The 24704-nt window shown below is 69.1% G+C and carries 16 protein-coding genes; 8 read left to right on the top strand and 8 right to left on the bottom strand.

All coding sequences use genetic code 11. From position 1 onward, the window contains the following. Window positions 1–3132, top strand: coding sequence for an efflux RND transporter permease subunit (locus ABD355_RS36185; protein WP_344405228.1), 3132 nt, complete (start codon window positions 1–3; stop codon window positions 3130–3132). A gap of 611 nt (window positions 3133–3743) precedes the next feature. Here the strand turns inward: ABD355_RS36185 and ABD355_RS36180 are convergent. Genes ABD355_RS36180 through ABD355_RS36165 form a run of 4 tightly spaced genes read right to left on the bottom strand, consistent with a single transcriptional unit; the run spans window position 3744 to window position 9856 of the window. Then, window positions 3744–4052 (bottom strand): hypothetical protein, encoded by a 309-nt coding sequence (locus ABD355_RS36180; RefSeq protein ID WP_344405227.1) that lies wholly within the window; start codon window positions 4050–4052, stop codon window positions 3744–3746. Between the two features lie 4 nt (window positions 4053–4056). Next, complete coding sequence (locus ABD355_RS36175) at window positions 4057–8835, bottom strand: putative T7SS-secreted protein (RefSeq protein ID WP_344405226.1); 4779 nt, start codon at window positions 8833–8835, stop codon at window positions 4057–4059. Further along, the gene (locus ABD355_RS36170) at window positions 8835–9467 is read right to left on the bottom strand and encodes a hypothetical protein (protein ID WP_344405225.1); all 633 of its coding nucleotides are present in this window, start codon (window positions 9465–9467) and stop codon (window positions 8835–8837) included. Before ABD355_RS36170 ends, ABD355_RS36175 begins: the two co-directional genes overlap by 1 nt. Next, window positions 9464–9856: an SseB family protein gene (locus ABD355_RS36165; protein WP_344405224.1), complete on the bottom strand. Its 393-nt coding sequence runs from the start codon at window positions 9854–9856 to the stop codon at window positions 9464–9466. Before ABD355_RS36165 ends, ABD355_RS36170 begins: the two co-directional genes overlap by 4 nt. Before the next feature lie 227 nt (window positions 9857–10083). On the opposite strand from ABD355_RS36165, the gene ABD355_RS36160 reads away from it, so the two are divergent. After that, window positions 10084–12264, top strand: coding sequence for a protein kinase domain-containing protein (locus tag ABD355_RS36160; RefSeq protein WP_344405223.1), 2181 nt, complete (start codon window positions 10084–10086; stop codon window positions 12262–12264). Between the two features lie 21 nt (window positions 12265–12285). Here ABD355_RS36160 and nadA read toward each other — a convergent pair whose 3' ends face one another. Beyond that, window positions 12286–13482 carry a quinolinate synthase NadA gene (gene nadA / locus ABD355_RS36155; protein WP_344405221.1) on the bottom strand — a complete coding sequence of 399 codons (1197 nt, stop codon included), beginning with the start codon at window positions 13480–13482 and terminating at the stop codon, window positions 12286–12288. Window positions 13483–13784: 302 nt separating this feature from the next. Between nadA and ABD355_RS36150 the strand changes: the two genes are divergently transcribed. Then, window positions 13785–14141 (top strand): iron-sulfur cluster assembly accessory protein, encoded by a 357-nt coding sequence (locus ABD355_RS36150; protein WP_030582488.1) that lies wholly within the window; start codon window positions 13785–13787, stop codon window positions 14139–14141. An 85-nt stretch (window positions 14142–14226) separates the two neighbouring features. Here the strand turns inward: ABD355_RS36150 and ABD355_RS44775 are convergent, their stop codons facing one another. Both ABD355_RS44775 and ABD355_RS36140 read right to left on the bottom strand, forming a co-directional pair. After that, on the bottom strand, window positions 14227–17019 hold the full coding sequence (locus ABD355_RS44775; protein WP_425585824.1) for a hypothetical protein: 2793 nt from the start codon (window positions 17017–17019) through the stop codon (window positions 14227–14229). Between the two features lie 187 nt (window positions 17020–17206). Next, the gene (locus ABD355_RS36140) at window positions 17207–17416 is read right to left on the bottom strand and encodes a hypothetical protein (protein ID WP_030932599.1); all 210 of its coding nucleotides are present in this window, start codon (window positions 17414–17416) and stop codon (window positions 17207–17209) included. 137 nt (window positions 17417–17553) lie between these two features. Between ABD355_RS36140 and ABD355_RS36135 the strand changes: the two genes are divergently transcribed. Next, window positions 17554–18528 (top strand): carbohydrate kinase family protein, encoded by a 975-nt coding sequence (locus ABD355_RS36135; RefSeq protein WP_344405216.1) that lies wholly within the window; start codon window positions 17554–17556, stop codon window positions 18526–18528. A 1-nt stretch (window position 18529) separates the two neighbouring features. Here ABD355_RS36135 and ABD355_RS36130 read toward each other — a convergent pair whose 3' ends face one another. Next, on the bottom strand, window positions 18530–19909 hold the full coding sequence (locus ABD355_RS36130) for a cysteine desulfurase/sulfurtransferase TusA family protein (RefSeq protein ID WP_344405215.1): 1380 nt from the start codon (window positions 19907–19909) through the stop codon (window positions 18530–18532). A gap of 286 nt (window positions 19910–20195) precedes the next feature. Between ABD355_RS36130 and ctaC the strand changes: the two genes are divergently transcribed. The 4 genes from ctaC (at window position 20196) to ABD355_RS36110 (ending at window position 24678) form a co-directional block, all read left to right on the top strand. Continuing rightward, window positions 20196–21158, top strand: a complete 963-nt coding sequence (gene ctaC, locus ABD355_RS36125; RefSeq protein WP_344405214.1) for an aa3-type cytochrome oxidase subunit II — start codon at window positions 20196–20198, stop codon at window positions 21156–21158. Then, window positions 21155–22888 carry an aa3-type cytochrome oxidase subunit I gene (ctaD, locus tag ABD355_RS36120; protein ID WP_344405213.1) on the top strand — a complete coding sequence of 578 codons (1734 nt, stop codon included), beginning with the start codon at window positions 21155–21157 and terminating at the stop codon, window positions 22886–22888. The genes ctaC and ctaD overlap by 4 nt, the downstream gene beginning before the upstream one ends. Further along, window positions 22885–23283, top strand: a complete 399-nt coding sequence (locus ABD355_RS36115; protein WP_115908610.1) for an aa3-type cytochrome oxidase subunit IV — start codon at window positions 22885–22887, stop codon at window positions 23281–23283. The genes ctaD and ABD355_RS36115 overlap by 4 nt, the downstream gene beginning before the upstream one ends. 132 nt (window positions 23284–23415) lie before the next feature. Beyond that, window positions 23416–24678 (top strand): L,D-transpeptidase, encoded by a 1263-nt coding sequence (locus ABD355_RS36110; protein WP_344405211.1) that lies wholly within the window; start codon window positions 23416–23418, stop codon window positions 24676–24678. Window positions 24679–24704: the final 26 nt, after the last annotated feature.

The following is a 24704-nucleotide window of genomic DNA, read 5'->3' as shown; positions in this document are numbered from 1 at the left end:
ATGTCCTGGCTGTCCAGATTCAGCCTCGCGCAACGCGCCCTGATCGGGCTGGTGTCCGTCATCGCGCTCGCCTTCGGGGCGATCGCGATACCCCAGCTCAAGCAGCAGCTGCTGCCCTCGATCGAACTGCCCGTGGTGTCCGTCCTCGCGCCGTACCGGGGCGCGTCCCCGGACGTCGTCGAGAAGCAGGTCGTGGAACCCCTCGAGAACAACCTCGAAGCCGTGGACGGCATTTCGGGCGTCACCTCGACGGCCAGTGAGGGCAACGCCGTGATCATGGCGTCCTTCGACTACGGCAACGACACCAAGCAGCTCGTCGCCGACGTCCAGCAGGCCGTCAACCGCTCCCGGGCCCAGCTCCCGGACGGCGTGGACCCGCAGGTCGTCGCCGGTTCCACCGACGACATGCCGACCGTCGTCCTCGCCGTCACCTCCGGCAAGGACCAGCAGGCCCTCGCCGACCAGCTCGACAAGACCGTCGTACCGGCTCTGAAGGGCATCGGCGGCGTCGGCCGGGTCACGGTCGACGGCATACGGGACCTGCAGGTCACCGTCACCCCGGACGACAGGAAGCTGGCGAAGGCCGGCCTGACCACGCAGGCGCTGGCGCAGGCCCTGCAGGCGGGCGGCGCGACCGTCCCCGCCGGCTCCTTCGACGAGGGCGGCACCAACCGCACCGTCCAGGTCGGCGGCGGCTTCACCTCGCTCGCCCAGATCAAGGACCTGATGGTCACCGGCGAGGGCACCTCGGCCGCGGCCGACAAACCGGTGCAGCCGGTCCGCCTGGGTGACGTGGCCACCGTCACCCAGCAGCAGGCCACCGCCGACTCCATCACCCGCACCGACGGCAAGCCCTCCCTCGCCGTGACGGTCACCATGGACCACGACGGCAGCGCGGTCGCCATCTCGAACGCGGTCAAGGACAAACTCCCGGGTCTGCGCAAGGACTTGGGATCCGGCACGAGGATCACGGTCGTCAGCGACCAGGGCCCGGCGGTCTCGAAGGCCATCAGCGGTCTGACCACCGAGGGCGGGCTCGGCCTGCTCTTCGCGGTCCTCGTCATCCTGGTCTTCCTGGCCTCGGTCCGCTCGACCCTGGTCACGGCGGTGAGCATCCCGCTCTCGGTGGTCCTGGCCCTGATCGTCCTGTGGACGCGCGACCTGTCCCTGAACATGCTGACGCTGGGCGCGCTGACGATCGCCATCGGCCGGGTCGTCGACGACTCGATCGTGGTCCTGGAGAACATCAAACGGCACCTCGGCTACGGCGAGGGGCGCCAGGTGGCGATCCTGAACGCCGTCCGCGAGGTGGCCGGCGCGGTGACGTCCTCCACTCTCACCACGGTCGCCGTCTTCCTGCCGATCGGCCTGGTCGGCGGCATGGTGGGGCAGCTGTTCGGCCCGTTCAGCCTGACGGTGACGGCGGCCCTGCTGGCGTCGCTCGTCGTGTCCCTGACGGTCGTACCGGTCCTGTCGTACTGGTTCCTGCGCGCCCCGAAGGGCACGCCGGAGGATGCGGAGGAGGCCCGCCGCAAGGCGGAGGAGAAGGAGACACGAAGCCGTCTCCAGCGCGTCTACGTCCCCGTCCTGCGCTTCGCCACCCGCCGCCGTCTGACCAGCGTGCTGCTGGCGGTGGTGGTCCTGGTGGGCACCTTCGGCATGGCGCCCCTGCTGAAGACGAACTTCTTCGACCAGGGCGAGCAGGAAGTCCTCACCGTCAAGCAGGAGTTGAAGCCGGGCACCAGCCTGGCCGCGACCGACGAGCAGGCGAAGAAGGTCGAGCAGCTGCTCGCCTCGGTGAAGGGCGTCAAGGACTACCAGGTGACGGTCGGCTCGTCCGGCTTCATGGCGGCCTTCGGCGGCAGCACGGACACCAACCATGCGTCGTACCAGGTGATGCTGGAGGACGACGCGTCGGCCACGCAGGTCCAGGACGCCGTCGAGTCGGGTCTGAAGAAGCTCTCCGGCATCGGTACGACGACGGTCTCGGCCGGGGCCGGCTTCGGCAACCAGGACCTGAGCGTGGTCGTGAAGGCGGCCGACGGGGACGTTCTGCGCAAGGCCTCGGAGCAGGTGCGCGCGGCGGTGGCCGGCCTCGACCACGTCACGGACGTCACCAGCGACCTCTCGCAGAGCGTGCCGCGCATCTCGGTCAAGGCCGACTCCCGCGCCGCGGCGGCCGGTTTCAACGACCAGACCCTCGGCGCGGCGGTCGCCCAGGCGGTGAAGGGCACCACGGCAGCCAAGGCGATCCTGGACGACACCGAGCGGGACGTGGTCATCAAGTCGGCGACCCCGGCGACGACTCTCGACCAACTGAAGAACCTGCGGCTGGGCCCGGTGAAGCTGGGCGACATCGCCACGGTGCAGCTGGTGGACGGCCCGGTCTCGATGACCCGTATCGACGGCCGGCGGGCGGCGACCATCACCGCGAAACCGACGGGCGACAACACGGGCGCGGTCAGCGCCGAGCTCCAGTCCAGGATCAAGGCCCTGAAGCTCCCGGCGGGCGCCACGGCCGAGATCGGCGGCGTCACCTCCGACCAGGACAGCGCGTTCAAGAACCTGGGCCTGGCGATGCTGGCGGCGATCGCGATCGTCTTCATGCTGCTGGTGGCAACGTTCCGCTCGCTGGCCCAGCCTCTGATCCTGCTGGTCTCCATCCCCTTCGCGGCGACGGGCGCGATCGGCCTGCTGATCGCCACGGGCACCCCGATGGGCGTCCCCGCGATGATCGGCATGCTGATGCTGATCGGCATCGTGGTGACGAACGCAATCGTCCTGATCGACCTGATCAACCAGTACCGCAAGCAGGGTTACGGCGTCGTGGAAGCCGTGGTGGAGGGCGGCCGCCACCGTCTCCGCCCGATCCTGATGACGGCCCTGGCGACGATCTTCGCCCTCCTCCCCATGGCCCTGGGAGTCACAGGCGAGGGCGGCTTCATCGCCCAGCCCTTGGCGGTGGTGGTGATCGGCGGCCTGATCACCTCCACCCTCCTGACCCTCCTCCTGGTCCCGACGCTGTACACGATGCTGGAACTCCGCAAGGAGCGCCGGGCCCGGAAGCGCGCGGCGAAGAGGGAGGCCCGGGGGGCCGAGGAGGCGGAGGTGCTGGAACCGGCGGGGGTGTAGTCAGTGCAGAGGCCCGGCCTGCCCGATCGTGCGGGCCGGGCCTCTGCGACGAGTCAGAGGAACTCGCTGGTGTCCAGTTCGAAGGCGAACGGCTGCGGGAGGGCGAGGGGCGTGCAGGGGATGCCGCCGCGGGCGTAGTAGCGGCGTTTGGCCTCGCGGTCGGTCCTGGGCTGGAGAACTGCATGCGCGTACGGGAACGCCCGTACGCCTGCTCGGCGATCAAGCCCTCCAGCATGACTTCTGCCTGCATGAGCGGTTCATGGGCCATGCCAGTCATGCCACGCCGCTCCTTCGTCGCTCGCCAGACTGGGCCATCGGAAGATCACCTGTTCACGAGATGGGGAACCGTTTCGTGTGTCGAGCCGGGGATTGCCTGGGTCGGACATCAGGATTGTCGGGAAGTGTACTTATAGCTCGATCGGGCGACAGGCGAGAGTGTGGTCCACCACTTCGTCGCCCCGTTGGTTTGGGCCGTCGTAGTAGATCAGATCCGTAACGCATGGATGCAAGTCACACGACTTAAGTGCCTCGGCGAATTCAGGCGCCTGGGAGGTCATGTGCATTGGGGTCGGATTCTCCGGGCGATCTCGATGTCATACTTGGACGACTTCTCAAATCTCTCGCCAGTTCAGCGAACGCACTGCCGAGATCTCCCCCCGTGACAGTTTCAACACAACGTCGATGACGCTTTCCCAGGAGTCAAGTGTGAGCTCACGTGGCCGAGTCCCGTCATCGTTGACGTTCTCCCAGACCAACGCTTTGTCCGGATAGATGCTCAGAGACCATCCGGATTCATGGACAAGAGACACATCAAAGTGTTCATTGTCGGTATCCTGAAGTTCTGTTAGGACTTCGCGAATCATCGCCTCGTCGGGTTCATCAATTGATTCTCCCATGATGTTATTCATGAAGTAGGACACGAGTTCATCCTCTACGATTGGGTGGTGCGCCGTTTGGTACTGCCCACTCAGCATACCCCCCTGTATTCCCAGGATGTAGGACATCCCACCAAGGGGATCCGGGGGTGTGTTGGTACGTGGGAACGAGGCGCATTACTCCCTGACGTCCCTCTGCATTCGCCGCTGGCTCGTGCTGCCACGTGTGGCCGATGGGATTCCTTCGTCCTCCGACCTCACTCACTTGATCAGCGATCCCGGGAGAGAATTGGTCCAAATACTTGCCTAGATCAGGATTGGCCTTTATGGCTTCATCGAGTGCGGCATTGGCTCGATTAAAATGTACGCTGCGACTTCTTCCGAAATCTGATGGGTCGAGCTGCATCTCAAAAAGTGATGAGTACCCTCTTGGGTTAACCTCCTGACCCGTTCGAGAGCAAATCCCGGGTGCCAGGCCAAGGGGGTCGCTCCAGATAAGCGGATTGGGTATGTACGTTTCTGGGTTGGGCGCGGGAGTGAGCCCTAGGGGATCGGGGGTGAGGTAGCGGGCGGTTTCGGGGTCGTAGTGGCGGAAGTAGTTGTAGTGGAGGCCTGTTTCGGGGTCTTGGTACTGGCCGGGGAAGCGGAGGGGGGTGTAGGCGGTGGCCGTGCGGCTCCAGGTGGTGGTGCCCCAGAGGGTGGTGCGGGTTCGCCAGGCGATGTCGCCTTGTTCGTCGACGAGTTCGGTGGGCGTGCCCACCAGGTCGGTGACGATGGCGAAGAAGCGGGAGTCGATCTCTTCCTGGGAGGCCTCGGCCGGCGTCTTGCGTTCGGTCTGGGTCAGGGGATGGAGACCGTTGTGGTCCCAGGTGAGGGTGACGGCGGGTCCGGGGGTGCCGGGGGAGTGCGTGGTTTGTTCGCACAGGGTGGTGCCGTCCCAGGTGAAGTCCACTTGTTCCAGAACCGTTTCGCCGTCTGTGGCGAGGCGTTGTTTGGCGATGCGGCGGCCGAGTGGGTCGTAGCGGTAGCGCCAGGTCGTGCCGTCGGGGGTGACCACCGACGTGAGGCGGTCTTCGGTGTCCCAGGTGTAGCGCCAGGTGTCGGGTTTGCGGGACAGGCGGGTCTTCTGGCGCAGAGTGACGCGGCCGGCTTCGTCGTGTTCGTAGCGGACGTTGCCGGCGCGGGTGATGCGGGTGCCGGTGTAGCTGCGCTCGCCGGTGGCTTCCTGGCCCGGCATGGACTCCGGCCAGGTGGCGCGGGTCTGGTTGCCTGCGGTGTCGTAGGCGTAGGTCTCCGTCCAGTTGGCGGCCTGGACCGAGGTGACCCTCCCGGCGGGGTCCAGTTCGAAGCGGCGGGTGCCGCCCAGATGGTCGTCGATGGCGGTCAGGTTGCCGTCGGCTCGGTAGGTGTAGGCGCGGTGCTGGAGGCGTCTGTCGGCCGGGCCGGTGAGTTCCTGGCTCGTCAGGCGGCCCATCGGGTCGAAGGCGTTGGTCAGAGTCAGGGTGTCCGCGAGGTGGCGGGTCAGTTCTCGGCCTGCCGCGTCGTGGGTGAAGGTGAGGGTGTGGCCGCCGGTGGTCAGTTCCGTGCGGTTGCCCGCCGCGTCGTAGGTCCAGGTGCTGGTCGCGCCGGTCGGTGTGGTGCGGCCGGTGCGGCGGCCCAGCGGGTCGTAGGTGTAGGTGAGGGTGCGGCCGTTGACCGTCTCGGATATCAGGCGGCCCGTTTCGTCCCGCTGTAGTTCCAGGACTGCGTCTGCGTTGGCTGCGCGAGCCAGGCCGCCCGTCGTGTCGTAGGCGTACGTGGTGACCGTTCCGGCCGCTTGTTTCCGCACCACGCGGCCCAGGACGTCCCGTTCGAAGCGGATCGTCTCGCCCGACGCGGTGGTGCTGGTGGTCAGCCGGCCCGCCGCGTCGTGCTCGTAGGTGACCGTGCGGTCGTCGAAGTCCGTCTCCGCGATCAGGCGCCCGGCCGGGTCGTAGGCGTAGCTCCAGGTCAGGCCCTGCGGGTTGGTGACCTTCGTGAGGTGCAGTTCGGTGTCGTGGTCGAAGGTGTAGCGCACGCCGTCCGGGCCCGTGCGGGCGGCGAGTAGGTCGAAATGCGTGTATTCGTAACGGGAGACGGCGCCCATGGCGTCGGTGTGGCTGGTGCAGTTGCCCTCGCCGTCGTACGTCCAGGATTCCGTGGTGCCGTCGGCCGCAATGCGCCGCGCCAGGCGACCCTCGACCGTCCACTCCAGGCGGGTCACCGCACCGAGCGGATCGGTGATCGTCACCGGGCGGCCGAAGCCGTCCCGTTCGTAGCGGGTGACGGCCCCCAAGGGATCGGTGATCTCCAGAGGCAGGCCCGCCGGATTGCAGCGGACCGTGGTCCTCGCACCCGTCGCGTTTGTGATCGCCGACAGATGGCCGAAGGCGTCGTAGGTGAAGCGGGTCGTGGCCCCGGAGGAGTCGGTCACCTGCGTGCGGTTCCCGAACTCGTCGAACTGCTGGCTCGTGTGCGTGCCGTCGGCGCCGGCTATGGAGATCGGCAGGCCCTGGTCGTCGTAGCCGATGCTGGTGTAGCGGCCGTCCGGGCGGACGGCCATCACCATGCGGCCCGCCTCGTCGTAGGCGTAGCTCAGCGTGCGGCCCAGCGGGTCGGTGACCGTAAGCGGGCGGTCGTAGCGGTCGTAGGTGGTGTGGGTGGTTGCGCCGTCGGGACCGGTCTCCGCCACCACCTGCAGAGCGCCGTTGACGTGGTAACGCGTGCTGTGGCCAAGTGAGTTGGTCGCCGTGATGACCCGCAGACCGGTGTCCGGGTCGACCTCGCCGTAGGCGAACGTGTTACGCAGGTGGCCCGCCTCGCCCGACTGGGAGGTGCAGCGGCCTTCGTCGTCGTAGACATAGTGGTACGACGAGTTGTTCGTGTCCGTCCAGGCGATGATGCGGCCCAGCTCGTCGTTGGTGAAACGGGTCGGCAGGCCCGACGAGTTCGTCACCGCCGCCAGATGGCCGTGCTCGTCGTAGCCGAAGCGGACCAGTTCGATGTCGCCGTCGGGGTCGGCGAGGTGCAGGGCGGTGATGCGTTTCCCGGCCGTCTCGATCCTGAGGTGGTAGCCGGCCGAGTGCACGATCCCGGTGGGGGCGGCCTCGTCGTCGTAGTCGAAGGTGAGCCACTGGCCGGAGCGGTCGGTGATCTGCGCCAGGAGGGCGATGCCGTTGCCGTCGCCGCCCGGGCCTGCGAAGTACCAGTTTCGGTCGGTTTCGGGGTCGGTGATGGCGTAGTCGCCGTAGGAGTCGATGACGAGGGGACAGCGGCCGCCCTCCAGGGGCATGGTGGGTACGCCCGGCGCCGGGTGCGGGTAGGCCAGCAGGGAGCCGTCCTCGCGGACGAAGATGACGCCCTCGGCGTCGATCTCCAGGCGTGTGTCGGCGGTGGACGTCCACTTCGGGCCGAACCAGCGGCCCGCCCGGTACGACGACTCGAACTGCCTGGTGAAGACCAGAGGCAGCTTGGCCGGGAGCGTCACATCGGTCTGCGGCAAGGACATACGGCCGGTGGCCAGGTCGACCGGGTCACCGCCGAACAGCTTGCACTTGAGTTCCCTGGCGACGTCCCTGGCAGCCTCGCCGACGCTCCTGCGCGCGGCTTGCTCTCCCGCGTCCTTGGCGGCCGCTCGCGCCCCGTCGCGAATGGCAGCCCTGGCCGCATCTCCGGCCGCCACCCGGGCCGCGCCGCCCGCGCCCTTGCCGCCGATCAGGTTCGACAGGAGATACCCGGCCGCATCCCCCGGGTCGTGGCTCCAGCCGGTGCCCAGCAACGACATGGGCAGGCGTTCGGGATGGGCGGCGGTGCCCACCAGACCGGCCAGCAGCATGTTGGAGTTCTTCATCCACTCACCGGGGTGGGTGAGGTTGTAGACGTCCAGCGGGTTGGCCGTACGCACCAGCTTCAGCAGGTCCGTGCCACCCCGGAGCAGACCGCCCGCGACATGCATCGAGTTCAGCTGCATGCCCACGAAGCCGTCCTTGGCGTCCGCGCCCAGACGGTCGGTGAACTCCGGTTTCGGCGGGGCCGACTCCAGCGCGTCGGCGATCCGGCGCTGTGCTTCGCGGGCGGCCTCGGTGCGCTGGCGGCGTGCATGATCCAGGATGTCCTCGGCCTCCTCCCGGCCCGGTGTCCCCGGGTCGGTGAAGGCGCCCGGCTCGACCGGTCTCGGGCCGGCGTCCTGGCCCGCCAGCAGCGTCGCGTCGTACTGCCCGGCCGCCCGGTTGTACGCCTGCACCCGCGCGCCGTACTCGTCCGCCGCCTGTCTGCTGACCTCCTGCGCACGGCGGTAGGCATCGATCGCCAGCTGCGCCTGACCCTGCGCCCAGCGCACCATACCGGCGTAGGCGTCCAGCGCTTTGGCCGCCGCCTCGCACGCATCGGCCGCCGTCAGCCACTGCTTGGGATGCACCTCGAACTTCGCACGGAAGGCATCCGCAGCCTCCCCCTGCCAACTGCCGCCGTCCAGCGACCGCATGCCCTGCCCGACGTTCTCGAACGCCTGGGAGAACTTCTGCAGATGCCTCGCCCGTGCCTCCAGGGCCCCCGCACTGCCGTGCACCAGCTCCTTGGGGTCCTCGCTCTCGCCCAGCCGGCGCTCGGCGACCTCGCCGCCCAGCCGGTTGTTCACACCCTCGCCGAAGTCGCGCACCCCCTCGGCCAGACCGTCCGCGCCGACCGCCGACAGGACATCCGCCCCCTGGTCCGCAGTCCAGTTGACGGCCTCGCCCATGCCCTTGTTCAGGCCCTCGGCGACACCTTCAAGGCCGTCACCGGCCTTGTCGATCCAGTCCCCGATACCCATCAGTGCTCACCCTCGCCGGAGGTGTCGGCCTTGGGCTGGAACGATTCGCTCTTGGCCTCGGGCGGGCCGCTCCACTGCCAGTCCGTGCGCGGATCGAACAGCGCGTCCGGCGTCACCGTCGACGTCTCCACGTCCTCCTCCGCCTGCGACCAGGCCTGCCGGATCTCTTCCTGGCCCGAGGTGAATGACTCAGCGCTGTAGTCCGCGTCCGCGATCTGCGAGACGGCATTGTCCTTGAACGTGTCCGACCAGGACCGCTGCTCCACCTGCTCCGGCGTCAGATACGGATCCCCCGCAGCCGCCGTCCACACCCCCTTCAAGGTGTTGGACACGTACTGCTCCTGCTCGTGATACAGCCCCGCCGACAGATTCAGCCGCTCCGCGAACCCGTTGGCGTCCTGCATCAACGAGCGCACCCCCCACCCCCACCGCTCACAGAAGTTGCCGAAGACCTGATGCAGGCCCGCATCCCCCACCTCCAGGCCCGCCAGCTCCAGATCACCGAAGCCACGGCCCAGGTTCGCCTCGATGTCGAAGCCGAAGTCCTTCAGCTCGTCCATCGCCTGGTTGATGCCACGGGTGATCCGCTCCAGCGCCTCCGGATCAACCTGATAGCCCCCGCCGCCGCTCATATCCGCGCCCCCGCCGCATCCACCGCCACCGCGTCCGGCACGATCCCCGTCACCGGAGGCAGCACCATCCCCGCCGCACTGCCCGCATCCACCGCGATTCCCACCGGCCCGCCCACCTCCGGCACCACCCGATCCAGCAACCGCGCGCCGTACACCGCCACCCGTTCAGGGACCGCCTCACCACGCGCCGCCGCGAACCGCGCCAGCGCCGCGTCATCCGTGAACACGAACAGCCACCGGATCCCGCCCGCCTCCACCGACACCAACGAGCCCTCCACCACCGGCACCAACACCTCACTGCGCCGGAACTCCCCGACCACCGCCCGTAGATCGCCCTGCCCGGAGGCCGTCAGATCCGCCAGTCGCAGCCGCAAGGCATCGGCGCCCACGTCAGCCCCTTCGTAGATGGTGTGGAGGTCGCAGAGTTTCATTGCTCGTCGCACAAGTGAACGATCATGCTATGCGGGCGAGTTCAAGGGACGCCAGCAGTGGCGTGTCGGCCACGGAGGCGCCCCGCCCGTCTCCGCCGTCTCCGTTACGTATTCTGTGGCCTCGAACTGCTGTGCATGGAAGGGGATTCGGGCGTGCCGCTGCACAAGGACGACCCGAAAGCGGCATGGGGGTCGTCTACTGGGGCAGATCACGCTCGGGCCGTGACGTCGCCGTCAAGGTGGTGCACGCCCAGTACGCGGAGGACAAGGTCTTCCGTGCCCGCTTCCGGCAGGAGATCGAGGCCGTCCGCAAGGTCAGCGGTGCCTTCACCGCACCGGTCGTGGACGCCGACCCGGAGGCGGTACGGCCCTGGATGGCGACCCAGTACGTCGCGGGCAGCTCCCTCGCCGAACGGATCCGCGACCACGGCGCCCTCAAGGGCACCCAACTGCGGCGACTGGCCCTGGGGCTGGTGGAGGCGCTCCAGGACATCCACCGGGCCGGAGTGGTGCACCGGGACCTCAAGCCCGCCAACGTCCTGATGGCCGAGGACGGCCCCCGCGTCATCGACTTCGGCATATCCCGCGCCGTGGAGAACCACAACACCCTGACCGAGACCGGCCAGATGATCGGCACCCCGCCCTTCATGTCACCGGAGCAGTTCACCGACGCCCGCACGGTGGGACCCGCCTCGGACGTCTTCTCGCTCGCCGCGCTCCTGGTCTACTCGGCCACCGGACGCGGCCCCTTCGATGCCGACAGCCCGTATCTGACCGCTTTCCGGGTGGTCCATGAGCGGCCGGAACTGAACGGCGTGCCTGGCCCGTTGCGTGCGGTCCTGGAGCGCTGTCTGGTCAAGGATGCCGCCGACCGGCCCCGACTGGACGTACTGGCCAAGGAGTTCGCCGAGGCCCTGCCCGAGTCCGATCCCATGGACCCGGACACCGCGACCCTCCGCCTCGCCGACCCGGGGGCCTTCGCGGAGACGTGTGGCGGGACCGGCGGCGCGGGGGCCGGAAAGATCACCCGGTCCGGGCGCACGCGACGCCGCAGGGTCCGCCCCTGGACGGTGGCGGCCTGCGCGGTGGGCGTGCTGGCCCTGGGGACGGGCTGGTACATACGCTTCGGGCCGGGCTTCCCGGACAGCGCCCCGGCAGTGAGTTCCGCCTCGTCCGCGGACTCCCGCTGGGCGGCGCTCCCCACCGGCTGGCAGCCCTGGCAGACGACGATGCACGAGACGGCACGGCGGGGCGAGGTCGACCCGCTCGCGAAGGACAGCGCGGACGCGGGCGACGCCACCTGCCAGACGTACGAGAACGCGGTCTACTGCGCGGGCAACAACATCCTCCCGGTCCGTCTGGACGGCCGTACCGGCGCCACCGTCTGGCGCTCCGCGCTCGCGACCTCCGCCGAGGGCGCGGACAAGGCGCGGGACAACTTCGAACTCCTCGGGGTGCGGGACGACGCGATGCTCCTCCAGCACTACGTCTACGGGGCCGACGGGAGCTCCAGGGCGAGCATCGTCGCCCTCGACACCAACAGCGGCGAGCAGCTGTGGGCCCGGCAGCGGAACAATGCCACCGTGGACCAGATCGTCTCCGGCGACCTAGTTCTGACCCCCGACCCCACCGGCCGGCTGGTGACGGCCCGTTCCCCGCGCACCGGTACCGACCGCTGGACCCTGCAGCTGCCCTCCGACGACTATTGCCAGTTCACCACGGCCGGTTCTCGCCTGTATGCCCAGTGCTTCCCGGACGACGCGGCCAAGGGCGCCGTACTCCTGGAGCTGAACAAGGCCGACGGATCGGTGCTGCGGCGCCTGAAGACCCCGTACACGAGCAGCCTGCTCGGCACGGTCGGCGGCCGGTTGGGCTTCGTGGTCGGCGGTGGAACCGGCCCGGCGCGCCCCGAGGACCTGAAGTTCGGCGAGATCTGGCTGCTCGACCCGGACACCGGCTCGGCCACCACGACGAAGCTGACGACGACATACGACGGCTCGGTGCGGCTGGCCGCCGACACCCTGTGGATCACCCAGGCCAACGGCCAGGTGACCGCCGTGTCTCCGCTGACCGGAAAACCGCTGTGGCAGACCCGCACCGACGTCGAGGGCTCGGGACAACCCACGTACGACGCCCGCACCCGCACCCTCTACCTGGCCAGCACCAGCGGCCGGGTCGCCGCCCTCGACACCCGCAAGGGCACGCTGCTGTGGGAGACGGGCGCCCACGCCGACCAGCCGGCGAGCGGCGACGTGACCAAGTCCAAGGTGCTGCTGAACGGCGGCGCGCTGGTCGTGAGCACCCCGGACGGCACCGTCTTCAGCCTGGACCCCGCGCACCCCGAGCGGAAACCCGTCTCGGGGTGACAGCGGCGCATACGGCTGTGGCTACGGCAGTGCCAGCATCCGCTCCAGCGCCAGCTTCGCGAACGCCTCCGTCTCCTTGTCGACCTCGATCCGGTTGACCAGGTTGCCCTCGGCCAGCGACTCCAGCGTCCAGACCAGGTGGGGCAGGTCGATGCGGTTCATGGTCGAGCAGAAGCAGACCGTCTTGTCGAGGAAGACGATCTCCTTGCCCTCGGGCGCGAAACGGTTCGCGAGCCGTCGTACGAGATTGAGCTCCGTGCCGATGGCCCACTTGGACCCGGCGGGCGCGGCCTCCAGCGCCTTGATGATGTACTCCGTCGAGCCGACGTAGTCCGCCGCGGCCACGACCTCGTGCTTGCACTCCGGGTGGACCAGCACGTTCACGCCCGGGATGCGCTCGCGCACGTCGTTCACCGAGTCCAGCGAGAACCGTCCGTGCACCGAGCAGTGGCCGCGCCACAGGATCATCTTCGCGGCGCGCAGCTCGTCCGCCGTCAGCCCGCCGTTCGGCTTGTGCGGGTTGTAGACGACGCAGTCCTCCAGGGACATGCCCATGTCGCGGACGGCGGTGTTGCGGCCGAGGTGCTGGTCGGGCAGGAACAGCACCTTCGTCGAATCGGGCTCCCCCTGCTGGAAGGCCCACTCCAGGGCCTTCTTGGCGTTCGAGGAGGTGCAGATCGTGCCGCCGTGCTTGCCCGTGAACGCCTTGATGTCCGCGGACGAGTTCATGTACGAGACCGGCACGACCTGCTCGGCTATTCCGGCCTCCGTCAGCACGTCCCAGCACTCGGCGACCTGCTCGGCGGTGGCCATGTCCGCCATCGAGCACCCGGCCGCGAGGTCCGGCAGGACCACCTTCTGGTCGTCGGAGGTCAGGATGTCCGCGGACTCCGCCATGAAGTGCACACCGCAGAACACGATGTACTCGGCCTCCGGACGCGCCGCCGCGTCCCGGGCCAGCTTGAACGAGTCACCCGTGACGTCGGCGAACTGGATGACCTCGTCGCGCTGGTAGTGGTGGCCGAGCACGAAGACCTTGTCGCCGAGCTTCTCCTTGGCCGCGCGGGCGCGCGCCACCAGGTCCGGGTCGGACGGGGACGGCAGGTCGCCGGGGCACTCGACGCCCCGCTCGCTCCTCGGGTCGGCCTCGCGGCCGAGCAGCAGCAGGGCGAGAGGAGTCGGCTGTACGTCGAGCTCCGGGGTCTGGGCGGTGGTCACGACACGCACCCTTTCTGGTCTGCGGGAGGTTCTGCTGATGGTCCTGCGGATGGACGTTCCAGGACGCGCTTCTCGTCCTTCTCGTCGAACTGACGCTATCTATCATAACCCGCTTCACGTCAGTTTGACGATGGTCATTGCGTCGATGTGACATGAATCCCGATGAGCCGTTTTCCGCTCGCCATCGCATGTGCGAGCATGAAGGAGACGCCGAAAAACGGCGCCCGGCCCGGAATGAATCCGCGGCCTTGCCGGTTGCACCAGTCGGCAAGCAGTCTCCGTACAACCCGGGAGAGATGTAGATGTCCGTATCGGACGAGACCAGCACCGTCACCGACGGCATCATCCTGTCCGACGCCGCCGCGGCGAAGGTCAAGGCCCTGCTCGACCAGGAAGGCCGTGACGACCTGGCCCTGCGTGTCGCCGTTCAGCCCGGCGGCTGCTCCGGCCTGCGCTACCAGCTCTTCTTCGACGAGCGCTCCCTCGACGGAGACGTGGTCAAGGACTTCGGCGGCGTCAAGGTCGTCACCGACCGCATGAGCGCCCCGTACCTGGGCGGCGCCTCGATCGACTTCGTCGACACCATCGAGAAGCAGGGCTTCACGATCGACAACCCGAACGCGACGGGCTCGTGCGCCTGCGGCGACTCCTTCAGCTAAGCCCTGTCGCTTGCTGGACAACTGAACGAACCGAAGGCGGCGGCCCCCTCCGACAGGGCCGCCGCCTTCGCGTATCCGGCGGGCTTTACTGCACCCCGGCCGTCTTCCCCGGCAGCCGCTGCCCCGGGTTCGGCGGCAGAATCTGCTTGCCGTCGGTGCCGACGACCTTCCGGTCGCCCAGCGGCTTGTCCAGGTGGACCGTCTTCTCGATCGCCTTGGCGATCATGATGCAGATCTTGCCCTTCCACGGCGTCTCGGTCACCTTCACGGTCACCTGGCCAGAGCTCTCGCTCGCCGTCGCCTCGTAGTCGGCGCACACACCGCCCGTGAAGCCCACGGTCAGGTCCTTGCCGTCGGCGGTGTAGTAGTCCACCTTGACGTCACGGGTGGCCGGCGCGCTCGTGGAAGGGGTGGGCTGCCCGGACGGCGTCGTAGAGTTCGAGGCCAGGTACTTCGGGTCGACGGCCGGATACGTCACCGTGAAGCCGTTCTGCGCGCCCGCGCCCTTCACCTGGAACAGCCAGGACGGCACCAGTGCCTGCCGCCCGTCCACCGCATGCACCGCCAGCCCGAAGACCGCACCGTCCACGGCGACGGTCTGCTTCGCCGGCGTCGCACCCGCCCCGGACGTCGACTGCCCGCACGGCGCCTCCAGCCGGTCCTTCAGCGGTACGGGGCTGGCGCAGCCGCCGATGCCCATGCGGTGGTCGGTCGTGGGCGCCGCGTTCATCAGGTCCAGCGTCTTCCGCGCACCCAGCACGGGGTACGTGTCGCCCTTCACCGGCGCCTTCAACTTCCCACTGCCGCCCACCACTTCGCCCTGGGCGCCGACGGTCAGCCCGGTCGTCCAGCCGTAGGTGGGCAGCCCGCCGACCAGGGGGTTCGCATTCACCACCCGCTGGGCTCCCATGACCTGGCTCGCGTCCACCTTCGCGTCGTCCTGGCCGACCGCCTTCAGCACCGGCGCCGCGGCCTTCTTCGCGGTGGCCTCGCTGACCGTGGCGCCGGCCGGGTTCGCGGGGTCCTTCGTACATGCGATGGCGCTCCGACAGGCGTCGGTGCCGGCGGCGTACCGGTGGAACGTCCAGGTCCCCGGCGCCTGCTTGTCCACCACGAGGCTCGGTCCGGATCCGTCCTTGGCGGGCCCGACCTGCCAGGCCTGGCCCTGCGCCACCGGCGTCCCGTCCAGCCCGAGCGCCTTGGCCAGCCGCGCCACCTCGTCCTTGGTGACCTCGCCGGCCGCCCGGTACACGGGCGCCGAGTCCGGCCCGTCGGGCAGGGTGCCGTCGGCCTTGTACCGGACGCCGTACGGGTTGGGCTCGCCTGGCGCGATCCCGTTCGTGCCACCCTCGGAGTAACCGTCGAGCGCGAGCGGCGGGGGAGTGGTGCCGTCACCGGAGGCCCCGGCGTCGGTACGACCGCCGGACCCGCCGGAGGCCGATGCGGCGAGGTACGCCCCGCCCCCGCCCACCAGCAGCACGGCAGCGGCCACGGAGGCGATGAGCGCGGGGGAGCGGCGCCGGGACGGACGGTGCTCCTCCGCGTCCGGATCGGGCGTGGCGTCGTGGATCTCGGCGCCATCGCCGGCGGCGGCCGGAGACCCGGCGATGGCCGGCCCCTTGGCGACCTGGGTCTCCTCGGCGGCCTGGTTCACCTTGACCGGGGCGACTGCTCCGGCCGCGGCGGTTTCTTCGGTCCTGGCGGTTTCTTCGGTTCCGGCGGTCGCTTCGGCCGCGGCGGCTGCTCCGGCCACGGTGGTTTCTTCGGTCCTGGCGGTCGCTTCGGCCGCGGCGGTCGTCCTGCCCGCGGCGATCTCCTCTGGGGCGGTCGCCCTGATCACGGTGGTCGCCTCACCCGCGCCGGGCTCCTCGACCCGGGCGGTCGCCCCGACCTCGGCGGTTTCCTCGCCGGCGCCGGTCGACTCTCCCGCGCCGGTCGCCTCGGCCTCGTCGCCTTCCCCCTGGGCCCCGGTCTTCTCCGCGCCGGCGCCGGGTCCCTCGACCTGGGCGGTCGCCCCGGCCTCGGCGGTCACTTCGCCCGAGCGGGCTTCCTCAAGCGCGCCGGTCGCAACGACCTTGCCGGTCGCCTCTCCTGCACCGGCCGTCCCGACCTCGTCGGCCTGCCCCTGAGCCCCGGTCTGCTCCGTGCCGGGGTTTGGTCCCTCAACCTGGGCGGTCACTTCGCCCGAGCGGGCTTCCTCAAGCGCGCCGGTCGCAACGACCTTGCCGGTCGCCTCTCCTGCACCGGCCGTCCCGACCTCGTCGGCCTCCCCCTGAGCCCCGGTCTTCTCCGTGCCGGGGTCTGGTCCCTCAACCCGGGCGGTCGCCCCGACCTCGGCGGTTTCCTCGCCGGCGCCGGTCGACTCTCCTGCGCCGCTCGCCTCGGCCTCGTCGGCCTCCCCCTGAGCCCCGGTCTTCTCCGTGCCGGGGTCTGGTCCCTCAACCCGGGCGGTCGCCCCGACCTCGGCGGTTTCCTCGCCGACGCCGGTCGCCTCTCCTGCGCCGGTCGCCTCGGCCTCGTCGCCCCGCCCCTCGGCCCCGGTCTTCTCCGTGCCGGCGTCGAGCCCCTGGGCCCCGGTCTTCTCCGTGCCGGCGTCGAGCCCCTCGGCCCCCGTCTTCTCCGTGCCGGCGTCGAGTCCCTCGCCCCCGGCGGTCGCCCCGCCCAAGCCGGTTTCCTCAACCGCGCCGGTCGCCCCGACCTCGGTGCCCTTTTCCGCAGCCCCACCACGTTCCGCGCCGGCTTCTTCCCCAGGAGCGTCCGCGTCGCCCGGAGCCCCGGCGCCCGCCGCGCCCTGCTCCGCCACGGCACCCTGGTCCTCGGTGGAGCCGGCGGTGCCGTTCTCGTCCGGGGCGTCGTTGTCGGGTCGCTCGGTGTTCACCGCATCGCTCCTTCGCCTGCACAACTGTCCTGTGACCCTGACCCGACCCTGTCAAAACGGGCTGCGGGAGGGTCGTATCGCACATCCCCTCGGCGGGGGACGGCGATGGGACGCAGCGGAGGAGCGCGCGGTTCCCTTCGGATGCGCTGGCGCGGCTACCGGGCCGTGGCGGACCTACGGACCGTGCTCAGTCGCCGTAGTCCGACATCGAGTCCAGCAGGCGCGCCGACTTCGGCGGCACGATGACGCCGTGGATGAGTGACGGGGAGACCGGGCGGGAAGTGATGCGGTCGGGGGCGGCCCAGTGGGGGACCATCCGGGCGCAGTCGCCGCGCAGCGACGCAAGGTCGCCTTCCAGGTCGACCGGGACCGGGGCATGGACCTTCAGGTTCGTCATACCGGAACCGTATGCACGCGGCAGCCGACCGAGAAAGATCTACTATCGGGTAGTTTTGGCCACTTCAGAGCCTGGCGGCGACCCGGTAGCGTGAACTGTCAATCCACGCTCCCGTCTCTCACAGGAGAGTCCTCGCCGTGCGCATCGCAGTCACCGGCTCCATCGCCACCGACCACCTCATGACCTTCCCCGGCCGCTTCGCCGACCAGCTCGTCGCGGACCAGCTGCACACGGTCTCGCTCTCCTTCCTGGTCGACAACCTCGACGTACGCCGGGGCGGCGTCGGCGCCAACATCGCCTTCGGCATGGGTCAGCTCGGCACCACCCCCATCCTGGTCGGCGCCGCCGGCTTCGACTTCGACGAGTACCGCGCCTGGCTGGACCGGCACGGCGTCGACACCGACTCGGTCCGCATCTCCGAGACCCTGCACACCGCCCGCTTCGTGTGCACCACGGACTCGGACCACAACCAGATCGGCTCGTTCTACACGGGCGCCATGAGCGAGGCCCGCCAGATCGAGCTGAAGACCGTCGCGGACCGCGTGGGCGGCCTCGACCTGGTCCTGATCGGCGCCGACGACCCGGAGGCGATGCTCCGCCACACCGAGGAGTGCCGCTCCCGGTCCATCCCCTTCGCCGCCGACTTCTCCCAGCAGATCGCCCGGATGAACGGCGACGAGATCCGGATACTGCTGGAGGGCGCCACGTACCTCTTCTCGAACGAGTACGAGAAGGGCCTGATCGAGTCCAAGACCGGTTGGAGCGACGCCGAGATCCTCGCCAAGGTCGGCCACCGCGTCACCACCCTCGGCTCCCGAGGCGTCCGCATCGAGAGGGCCGGCGAGGACCCGATCGAGGTCGGCTGCGCGGAGGAGGAGCGCAAGGCCGACCCCACGGGCGTCGGCGACGCCTTCCGCGCCGGCTTCCTGTCCGGTCTCGCCTGGGGCGTCTCCCTGGAGCGCGCGGCTCAGGTCGGCTGCATGCTCGCCACGCTCGTCATCGAGACGGTCGGCACCCAGGAGTACCAGCTGCGGCGCGCCCACTTCATGGACCGGTTCGCGAAGGCCTACGGCGACGAGGCCGCCGCCGAGGTCCAGAAGCACCTGGCCTGAGCTAGGAGACCCGGCGGACCACGTACGCAGCACCGTGGTCCGCCGGCTCCTCACCCACGTACTCCTGGCCCCGCATCTCGCACCACGCCGGGATGTCCAGCCGCGCCGCCTCGTCGTCGGACAGGACGCGCACCGTGCCGCCCACCGGCACGTCCCCGATGACCTTGGCGAGCTCGATGACGGGGATCGGGCAGCGCTTGCCGAGCGCGTCGACGACCAGCGCGTCGTCCTGCCGCACGGCCGCCGCCGCAACCGGCGCCCCCAGCTTCTCCCGCACCCCGGCCACCGCCCCCGGCAGCACCGCCAGGAACCGCTCGACGTCCTCCTCCGGCGTCCCCATCGGCAGTGATACCCGCACATTCCCCTCACTCAGCACCCCCATCGCCTTCAACACATGGCTGGGCGTCAGCGTGCTGCTGGTGCAGGACGACCCGGAGGAAACGGAGAAACCCTCCCGGTCCAGCTCGTGCAGCAATGTCTCCCCGTCGACATAGAGACAGGAAAAGGTGACGATCCCCGGCAGTCGCCGCTCCGGATCCCCGACCACCTCCACGTCCGGCACCGACCGCGGCACCCGCACCCGGATCCGCTCCGTCAGCTCCCGCAGCCGTACCGCCTCTTGCTCCGCCTCCGCCCGCACCGCCCGCAGCGAGGCGGCTGCCGCCACGATCCCCGGCAGATTCTCGAACCCGGCGGCCCGCCCCGACTCGCGCTCGTCCGCAGGCCCTTGCGACACGAACCGCACCCCCTTTCGTACGACCAGCAGCCCCACCCCCGAGGGCCCGCCCCACTTGTGCGCACTGGCTGCAAGCAGCGACCAGTCGCCCTCCACCGGCCCCCACCCGAGCGACTGCGCCGCATCCACCAGCAACGGCACCCCGGACTCCCGGCACACCGCAGCCACTTCGGCCACCGGCTGCTCGGTCCCCACTTCGTGGTTGGCCGACTGAAGACAGGCCAGCGCGGTGTCCGGGCGCAGGGCGTCCGCGTACGCCGCCGGCGTCACCCTGCCCTGCCGGTCCACCTCGATCTGCGTCACGCTCCCACCGCCGACCGCGTGCGCGTCAGCCGCATGAAGCACCGAGGAGTGTTCGACCGCCGACACGATCAGGTGACGCCCAATCCGGTGACGCCCAGCCAACGCCCCCGCAATCCCGGCATGCACGGCCCGGGTCCCGGAAGACGTGAAAACCAGCTCGTCGGCCCGGCATCCCACGGCCTCGGCGGCCGCTTCCCGAGCCGCATCCAGCAGCATCCGAGCCCGCCGGCCTTCGCGATACAGCCGTGCAGGGTCGGCCCACCCTTCATCCAAGGAGGCCAACAGCGCCTGACGGGCAACGGGATGGAGAGGCGTGGAGGAAGCGGCGTCGAAATAGGACATACGTAAACGCTATGACGTCCCTGGCTGCAGTGGCCTACAGGGGCGCGGGGCGATGACATCAGCGGCTCCGCCGCGGGGCGCGACCAGCCCCCACCGACCCGCAGCCGCCAATCCAGCGAACCCCCGGAGTGACTAGGCCCCCCTCCCCGCGAACCCCCGGAGGGCGTCGGCTAGGGTTTGGTCCGCATAAACATCCAAACCCCTGCCCGACGCAGGGCGGCGACCGACCACCGAAGAAGGCAGGCCGCAGCCAACCGCGCGGGCGAGACTCTCGGGAAGGCGCTACGTGAGTCCCAACGGCTCCGACCGCTCGCCGCGGCGCCCGATGCGGCGGAAGCTGCTGCAGGCAATGACCGCGGGCCTGGTCCTGGCGACCGCCACCGGTTGCACATACAAGGACTTCCCCCGCCTTGGTATGCCCACCCCGACCACGGAAGAGGCTCCGCGGATCCTCTCCCTGTGGCAGGGCTCCTGGGCTGCCGCGCTCGCCGTCGGCGTGCTGGTGTGGGGTCTGATCATCTGGAGCGCGATCTTCCATCGGCGCAGCCGCACCAAGGTCGAGGTTCCTCCGCAGACCCGGTACAACATGCCGATCGAGGCGCTGTACACGGTGGTTCCGCTCGTCATCGTCTCGGTGCTGTTCTACTTCACGGCCCGCGACGAGTCGAAGCTGCTCAGCCTCTCCGACAAGAAGCCCGACGTCACTGTGAACGTCGTCGGCTTCCAGTGGAGCTGGGGCTTCAACTACATCGAGCCGGTCCCCGGTGTCACCGGTGACGCGAAGACCGACAGCAACCTGGCCGCGATTCCGGACCGCTTCAAGAACGAGTTCCCGGCCAACGCAGGCGGTGTCTACGACGTCGGCACGCCGGCCACGCGGAACCCGCAGACCGGCAACCCGGGTCCGACGCTGTGGCTGCCCAAGGGCAAGACGGTCCGCTTCGTCCTGACCTCGCGTGACGTCATCCACTCCTTCTGGGTGGTGCCGTTCCTGATGAAGATGGACGTCATCCCGGGCCACACCAACTCCTTCCAGGTGACCCCCAACAAGGAGGGCACCTTCCTGGGCAAGTGCGCCGAGCTCTGCGGCGTCGACCACTCCCGGATGCTGTTCAACGTGAAGGTCGTCTCCCCGGAGCGCTACGAGCAGCACCTCAAGGACCTCGCCAAGAAGGGGCAGACCGGTTACGTTCCCGCCGGCATCGCGCAGACGAGCCACGAGAAGAACCGGGAGACGAACAACCTGTGAGCATCGTCAACGAACCCCAGGGCGCCGCGGCAGAGTCCCACTACGCGGACGAGCTGCCGGTCCGGCGCAAGCGGCCCGGCAACGTGGTCATCAAGTGGCTCACCACCACTGACCACAAGACGATCGGGACGCTCTACCTCGTCACGTCGTTCGCGTTCTTCCTGATCGGCGGCGTGATGGCGCTGCTGATGCGCGCCGAGCTGGCCCGTCCGGGCCTGCAGATCATGTCGAACGAGCAGTTCAACCAGGCGTTCACGATGCACGGCACGATCATGCTGCTGATGTTCGCGACGCCGCTGTTCGCGGGCTTCACCAACTGGATCATGCCGCTGCAGATCGGCGCGCCCGACGTGGCGTTCCCGCGGCTGAACATGTTCGCCTACTGGCTCTACCTGTTCGGCTCGACGATCGCGGTGGGCGGCTTCCTCACCCCGCAGGGTGCGGCCGACTTCGGCTGGTTCGCCTACTCCCCGCTGTCGGACGCGGTCCGCAGCCCGGGCGTCGGCGCCGACCTGTGGATCATGGGTCTGGCCTTCTCCGGCTTCGGCACGATCCTCGGTGCGGTCAACTTCATCACCACCATCATCTGCATGCGCGCGCCGGGCATGACCATGTTCCGCATGCCGATCTTCGTGTGGAACGTGCTGCTGACCGCGGTGCTGGTCCTGCTCGCCTTCCCCGTCCTCGCCGCCGCGCTGTTCGCGCTGGAGGCGGATCGGAAGTTCGGGGCGCATGTCTTCGACGCGGCCAACGGCGGCGCGTTGCTGTGGCAACACCTCTTCTGGTTCTTCGGCCATCCAGAGGTGTACATCATCGCGCTGCCGTTCTTCGGCATCATCTCCGAGGTCATCCCGGTCTTCTCCCGCAAGCCGATGTTCGGCTACATGGGCCTGATCGGCGCGACCATCGCCATCGCGGGTCTGTCCGTGACCGTGTGGGCCCACCACATGTACGTCACCGGCGGTGTGCTGCTGCCGTTCTTCTCCTTCATGACGTTCCTCATCGCCGTACCGACCGGCGTGAAGTTCTTCAACTGGATCGGAACGATGTGGAAGGGGTCCCTGTCCTTCGAGACCCCGATGCTCTGGGCGACCGGCTTCCTGGTCACCTTCACCTTCGGTGGTCTGACGGGTGTCATCCTGGCCTCGCCGCCGATGGACTTCCACGTCTCGGACTCGTACTTCGTGGTGGCCCACTTCCACTACGTCGTCTTCGGCACCGTCGTCTTCGCGATGTTCTCCGGCTTCCACTTCTGGTGGCCGAAGATGACCGGCAAGATGCTCGACGAGCGCCTCGGCAAGATCACCTTCTGGACGCTGTTCGTCGGCTTCCACGGCACCTTCCTGGTCCAGCACTGGCTGGGTGCCGAGGGCATGCCCCGTCGTTACGCGGACTACCTCGCGGCCGACGGCTTCACCGCCCTGAACACGATCTCGACGATCAGCTCGTTCCTGCTCGGCATGTCGATCCTGCCGTTCCTCTACAACGTGTGGAAGACGGCCAAGTACGGCAAGCCGGTGGGCGTCGACGACCCGTGGGGCTACGGCCGCTCGCTCGAGTGGGCGACGTCCTGCCCGCCGCCGCGGCACAACTTCCTCACCCTGCCGCGGATCCGCAGCGAATCCCCGGCGTTCGACCTGCACCACCCTGAGATCGCCGCTCTCGACCAGCTCGAGAACGCGCCTCACGGTGAGAAGGCTCTGGCTGGTGGCAAGGAGGCCGGCAAGTGAAGGTTCAGGGCAAGATGTTCATGTGGCTGAGCGTCTTCGTCCTCGCCATGGCAGTGGTCTATGGCGTGTGGTCGAAGGAGCCGGCCGGTACCACGGCGCTCTTCCTGGCCTTCGGTCTGTGCATCATGGTCGGCTTCTACCTCGGCTTCACGGCCAAGCGGGTCGACGCGGGTGCCATGGACAACAAGGAGGCGGACGTCGCGGACGACGCCGGCGAGGTCGGGTTCTTCAGCCCGCACAGCTGGCAGCCGCTGGCCCTCGGGGTCGGTGGTGCGCTCGCCTTCCTGTCGATCGCGATCGGCTGGTGGCTGCTGTACTTCTCCGCGCCGATCATCATGATCGGCCTGTACGGCTGGGTCTTCGAGTACTACCGCGGTGAGAACCGCACCCAGTAGCACGCGCAGGGCCCACAGGGAGCCCGGACACTCCGTAAGGAGCGTCCGGGCTCCCACTTTTGCCTCAATACCGTTCCCTCGTACGGATTACCCCGCGCGCCGTCCTTGACGAACGTCCATAGCGTGAGGGACATGAACCACTCTCCGCGCACCCGCACCGTCGTCAGCTGCACTCTGCTGTTGATCGCCCTCGGCGCGGGCGGCACCGCTTGCAGCAGCGGGGGCAACCCGCTGGCCGGCAAGCCGTACGACGCGACGGACCAGGTCTCCCTCAACGGCCTCAAGGGTGGTGACGGGAAGAAGGCCGACCCGGACAAGGCCCTGGAGGTCACCGCCGGGGACGGCGGCCACCTCACGGACGTCACCGCCACGGACGCCGCAGGCCGCTTCGTGGCGGGCGAACTCTCCGCCGACGGCACCCACTGGCACAGCACCTCCCCGCTCGCCGCCAACGCCCACTACACGGTCCGGGTGAGCACCGAGGACGAGGACGGGGCGCCGGGCCGCAAGGTCCTCACCTTCGACACCAGCACCCCCACCACCAAGAAGCGCCTGAATGTGAAGTTCGGCCCCGACTCCGGCGAGTACGGCGTCGGGCAGCCCGTCACCGCCCAACTCGACCAGCCCGTCAGGGACAGGGCACAGCGCGCCATCGTCGAACGGGCCCTACGGGTGGACTCCGTGCCCGCCGTGCAGGGCGCCTGGCACTGGGTGGACGACAAGGAACTCCACTACCGCCCCAAGGACTACTGGCCCGCTCACGCCACCGTCCAGGTGCACAGCAACCTGGACGGCATCAAGGTCGGCGACCGCCTGTGGGGCGCCAGGAGCAAGCCGCTGAAGCTCACCATCGGCGACAGCCTCGTCGCCGTCACCGACGCCGCGGCGCACTCCATGACGGTGTACAAGAACGGCGAGGACATCAGGGAGGTCCCCGTCACCACCGGCAAGCCCGGCTTCGAGACCCGCAACGGCGTCAAGGTCGTACTGGGCAAGCAGTCCTTCGTACGCATGCGCAGCGCCACCGTGGGCATCGCCGAGGGCAGCGCCGACTCCTACGACCTGCCCGTCTACTGGGCCACCCGCCTCACCTGGAGCGGCGAGTACGTCCACGCCGCCCCCTGGTCCGTGGGCTCCCAGGGCTACGCCAACGTCAGCCACGGCTGCACCGGCATGAGCACCGCCAACGCCGAGTGGTTCTTCAACACCGTCCACGAGGGCGACGTGGTGAAGGTCATCAACTCCAACGGCGAGACCATGGAGCCCTTCGGCAACGGCTTCGGCGACTGGAACCTGGCCTGGAAGGAGTGGCGGCAGGGCAGCGCCCTGGTGGCCGGCAAACCCGACGGCCCGAGCCCGGACGATGCTGCACGGCTACGCCCGACGGCGGTTTGAGCATCCCTTCAGGGGCGCGTGGCCGT

Origin of the sequence: Streptomyces longisporus (assembly GCF_039532765.1) — a bacterium.
Taxonomy (GTDB): domain Bacteria; phylum Actinomycetota; class Actinomycetes; order Streptomycetales; family Streptomycetaceae; genus Streptomyces; species Streptomyces longisporus.
Note: the sequence above shows the minus strand (reverse complement) of the source record. Positions and strands in the feature narration are given on the sequence as shown.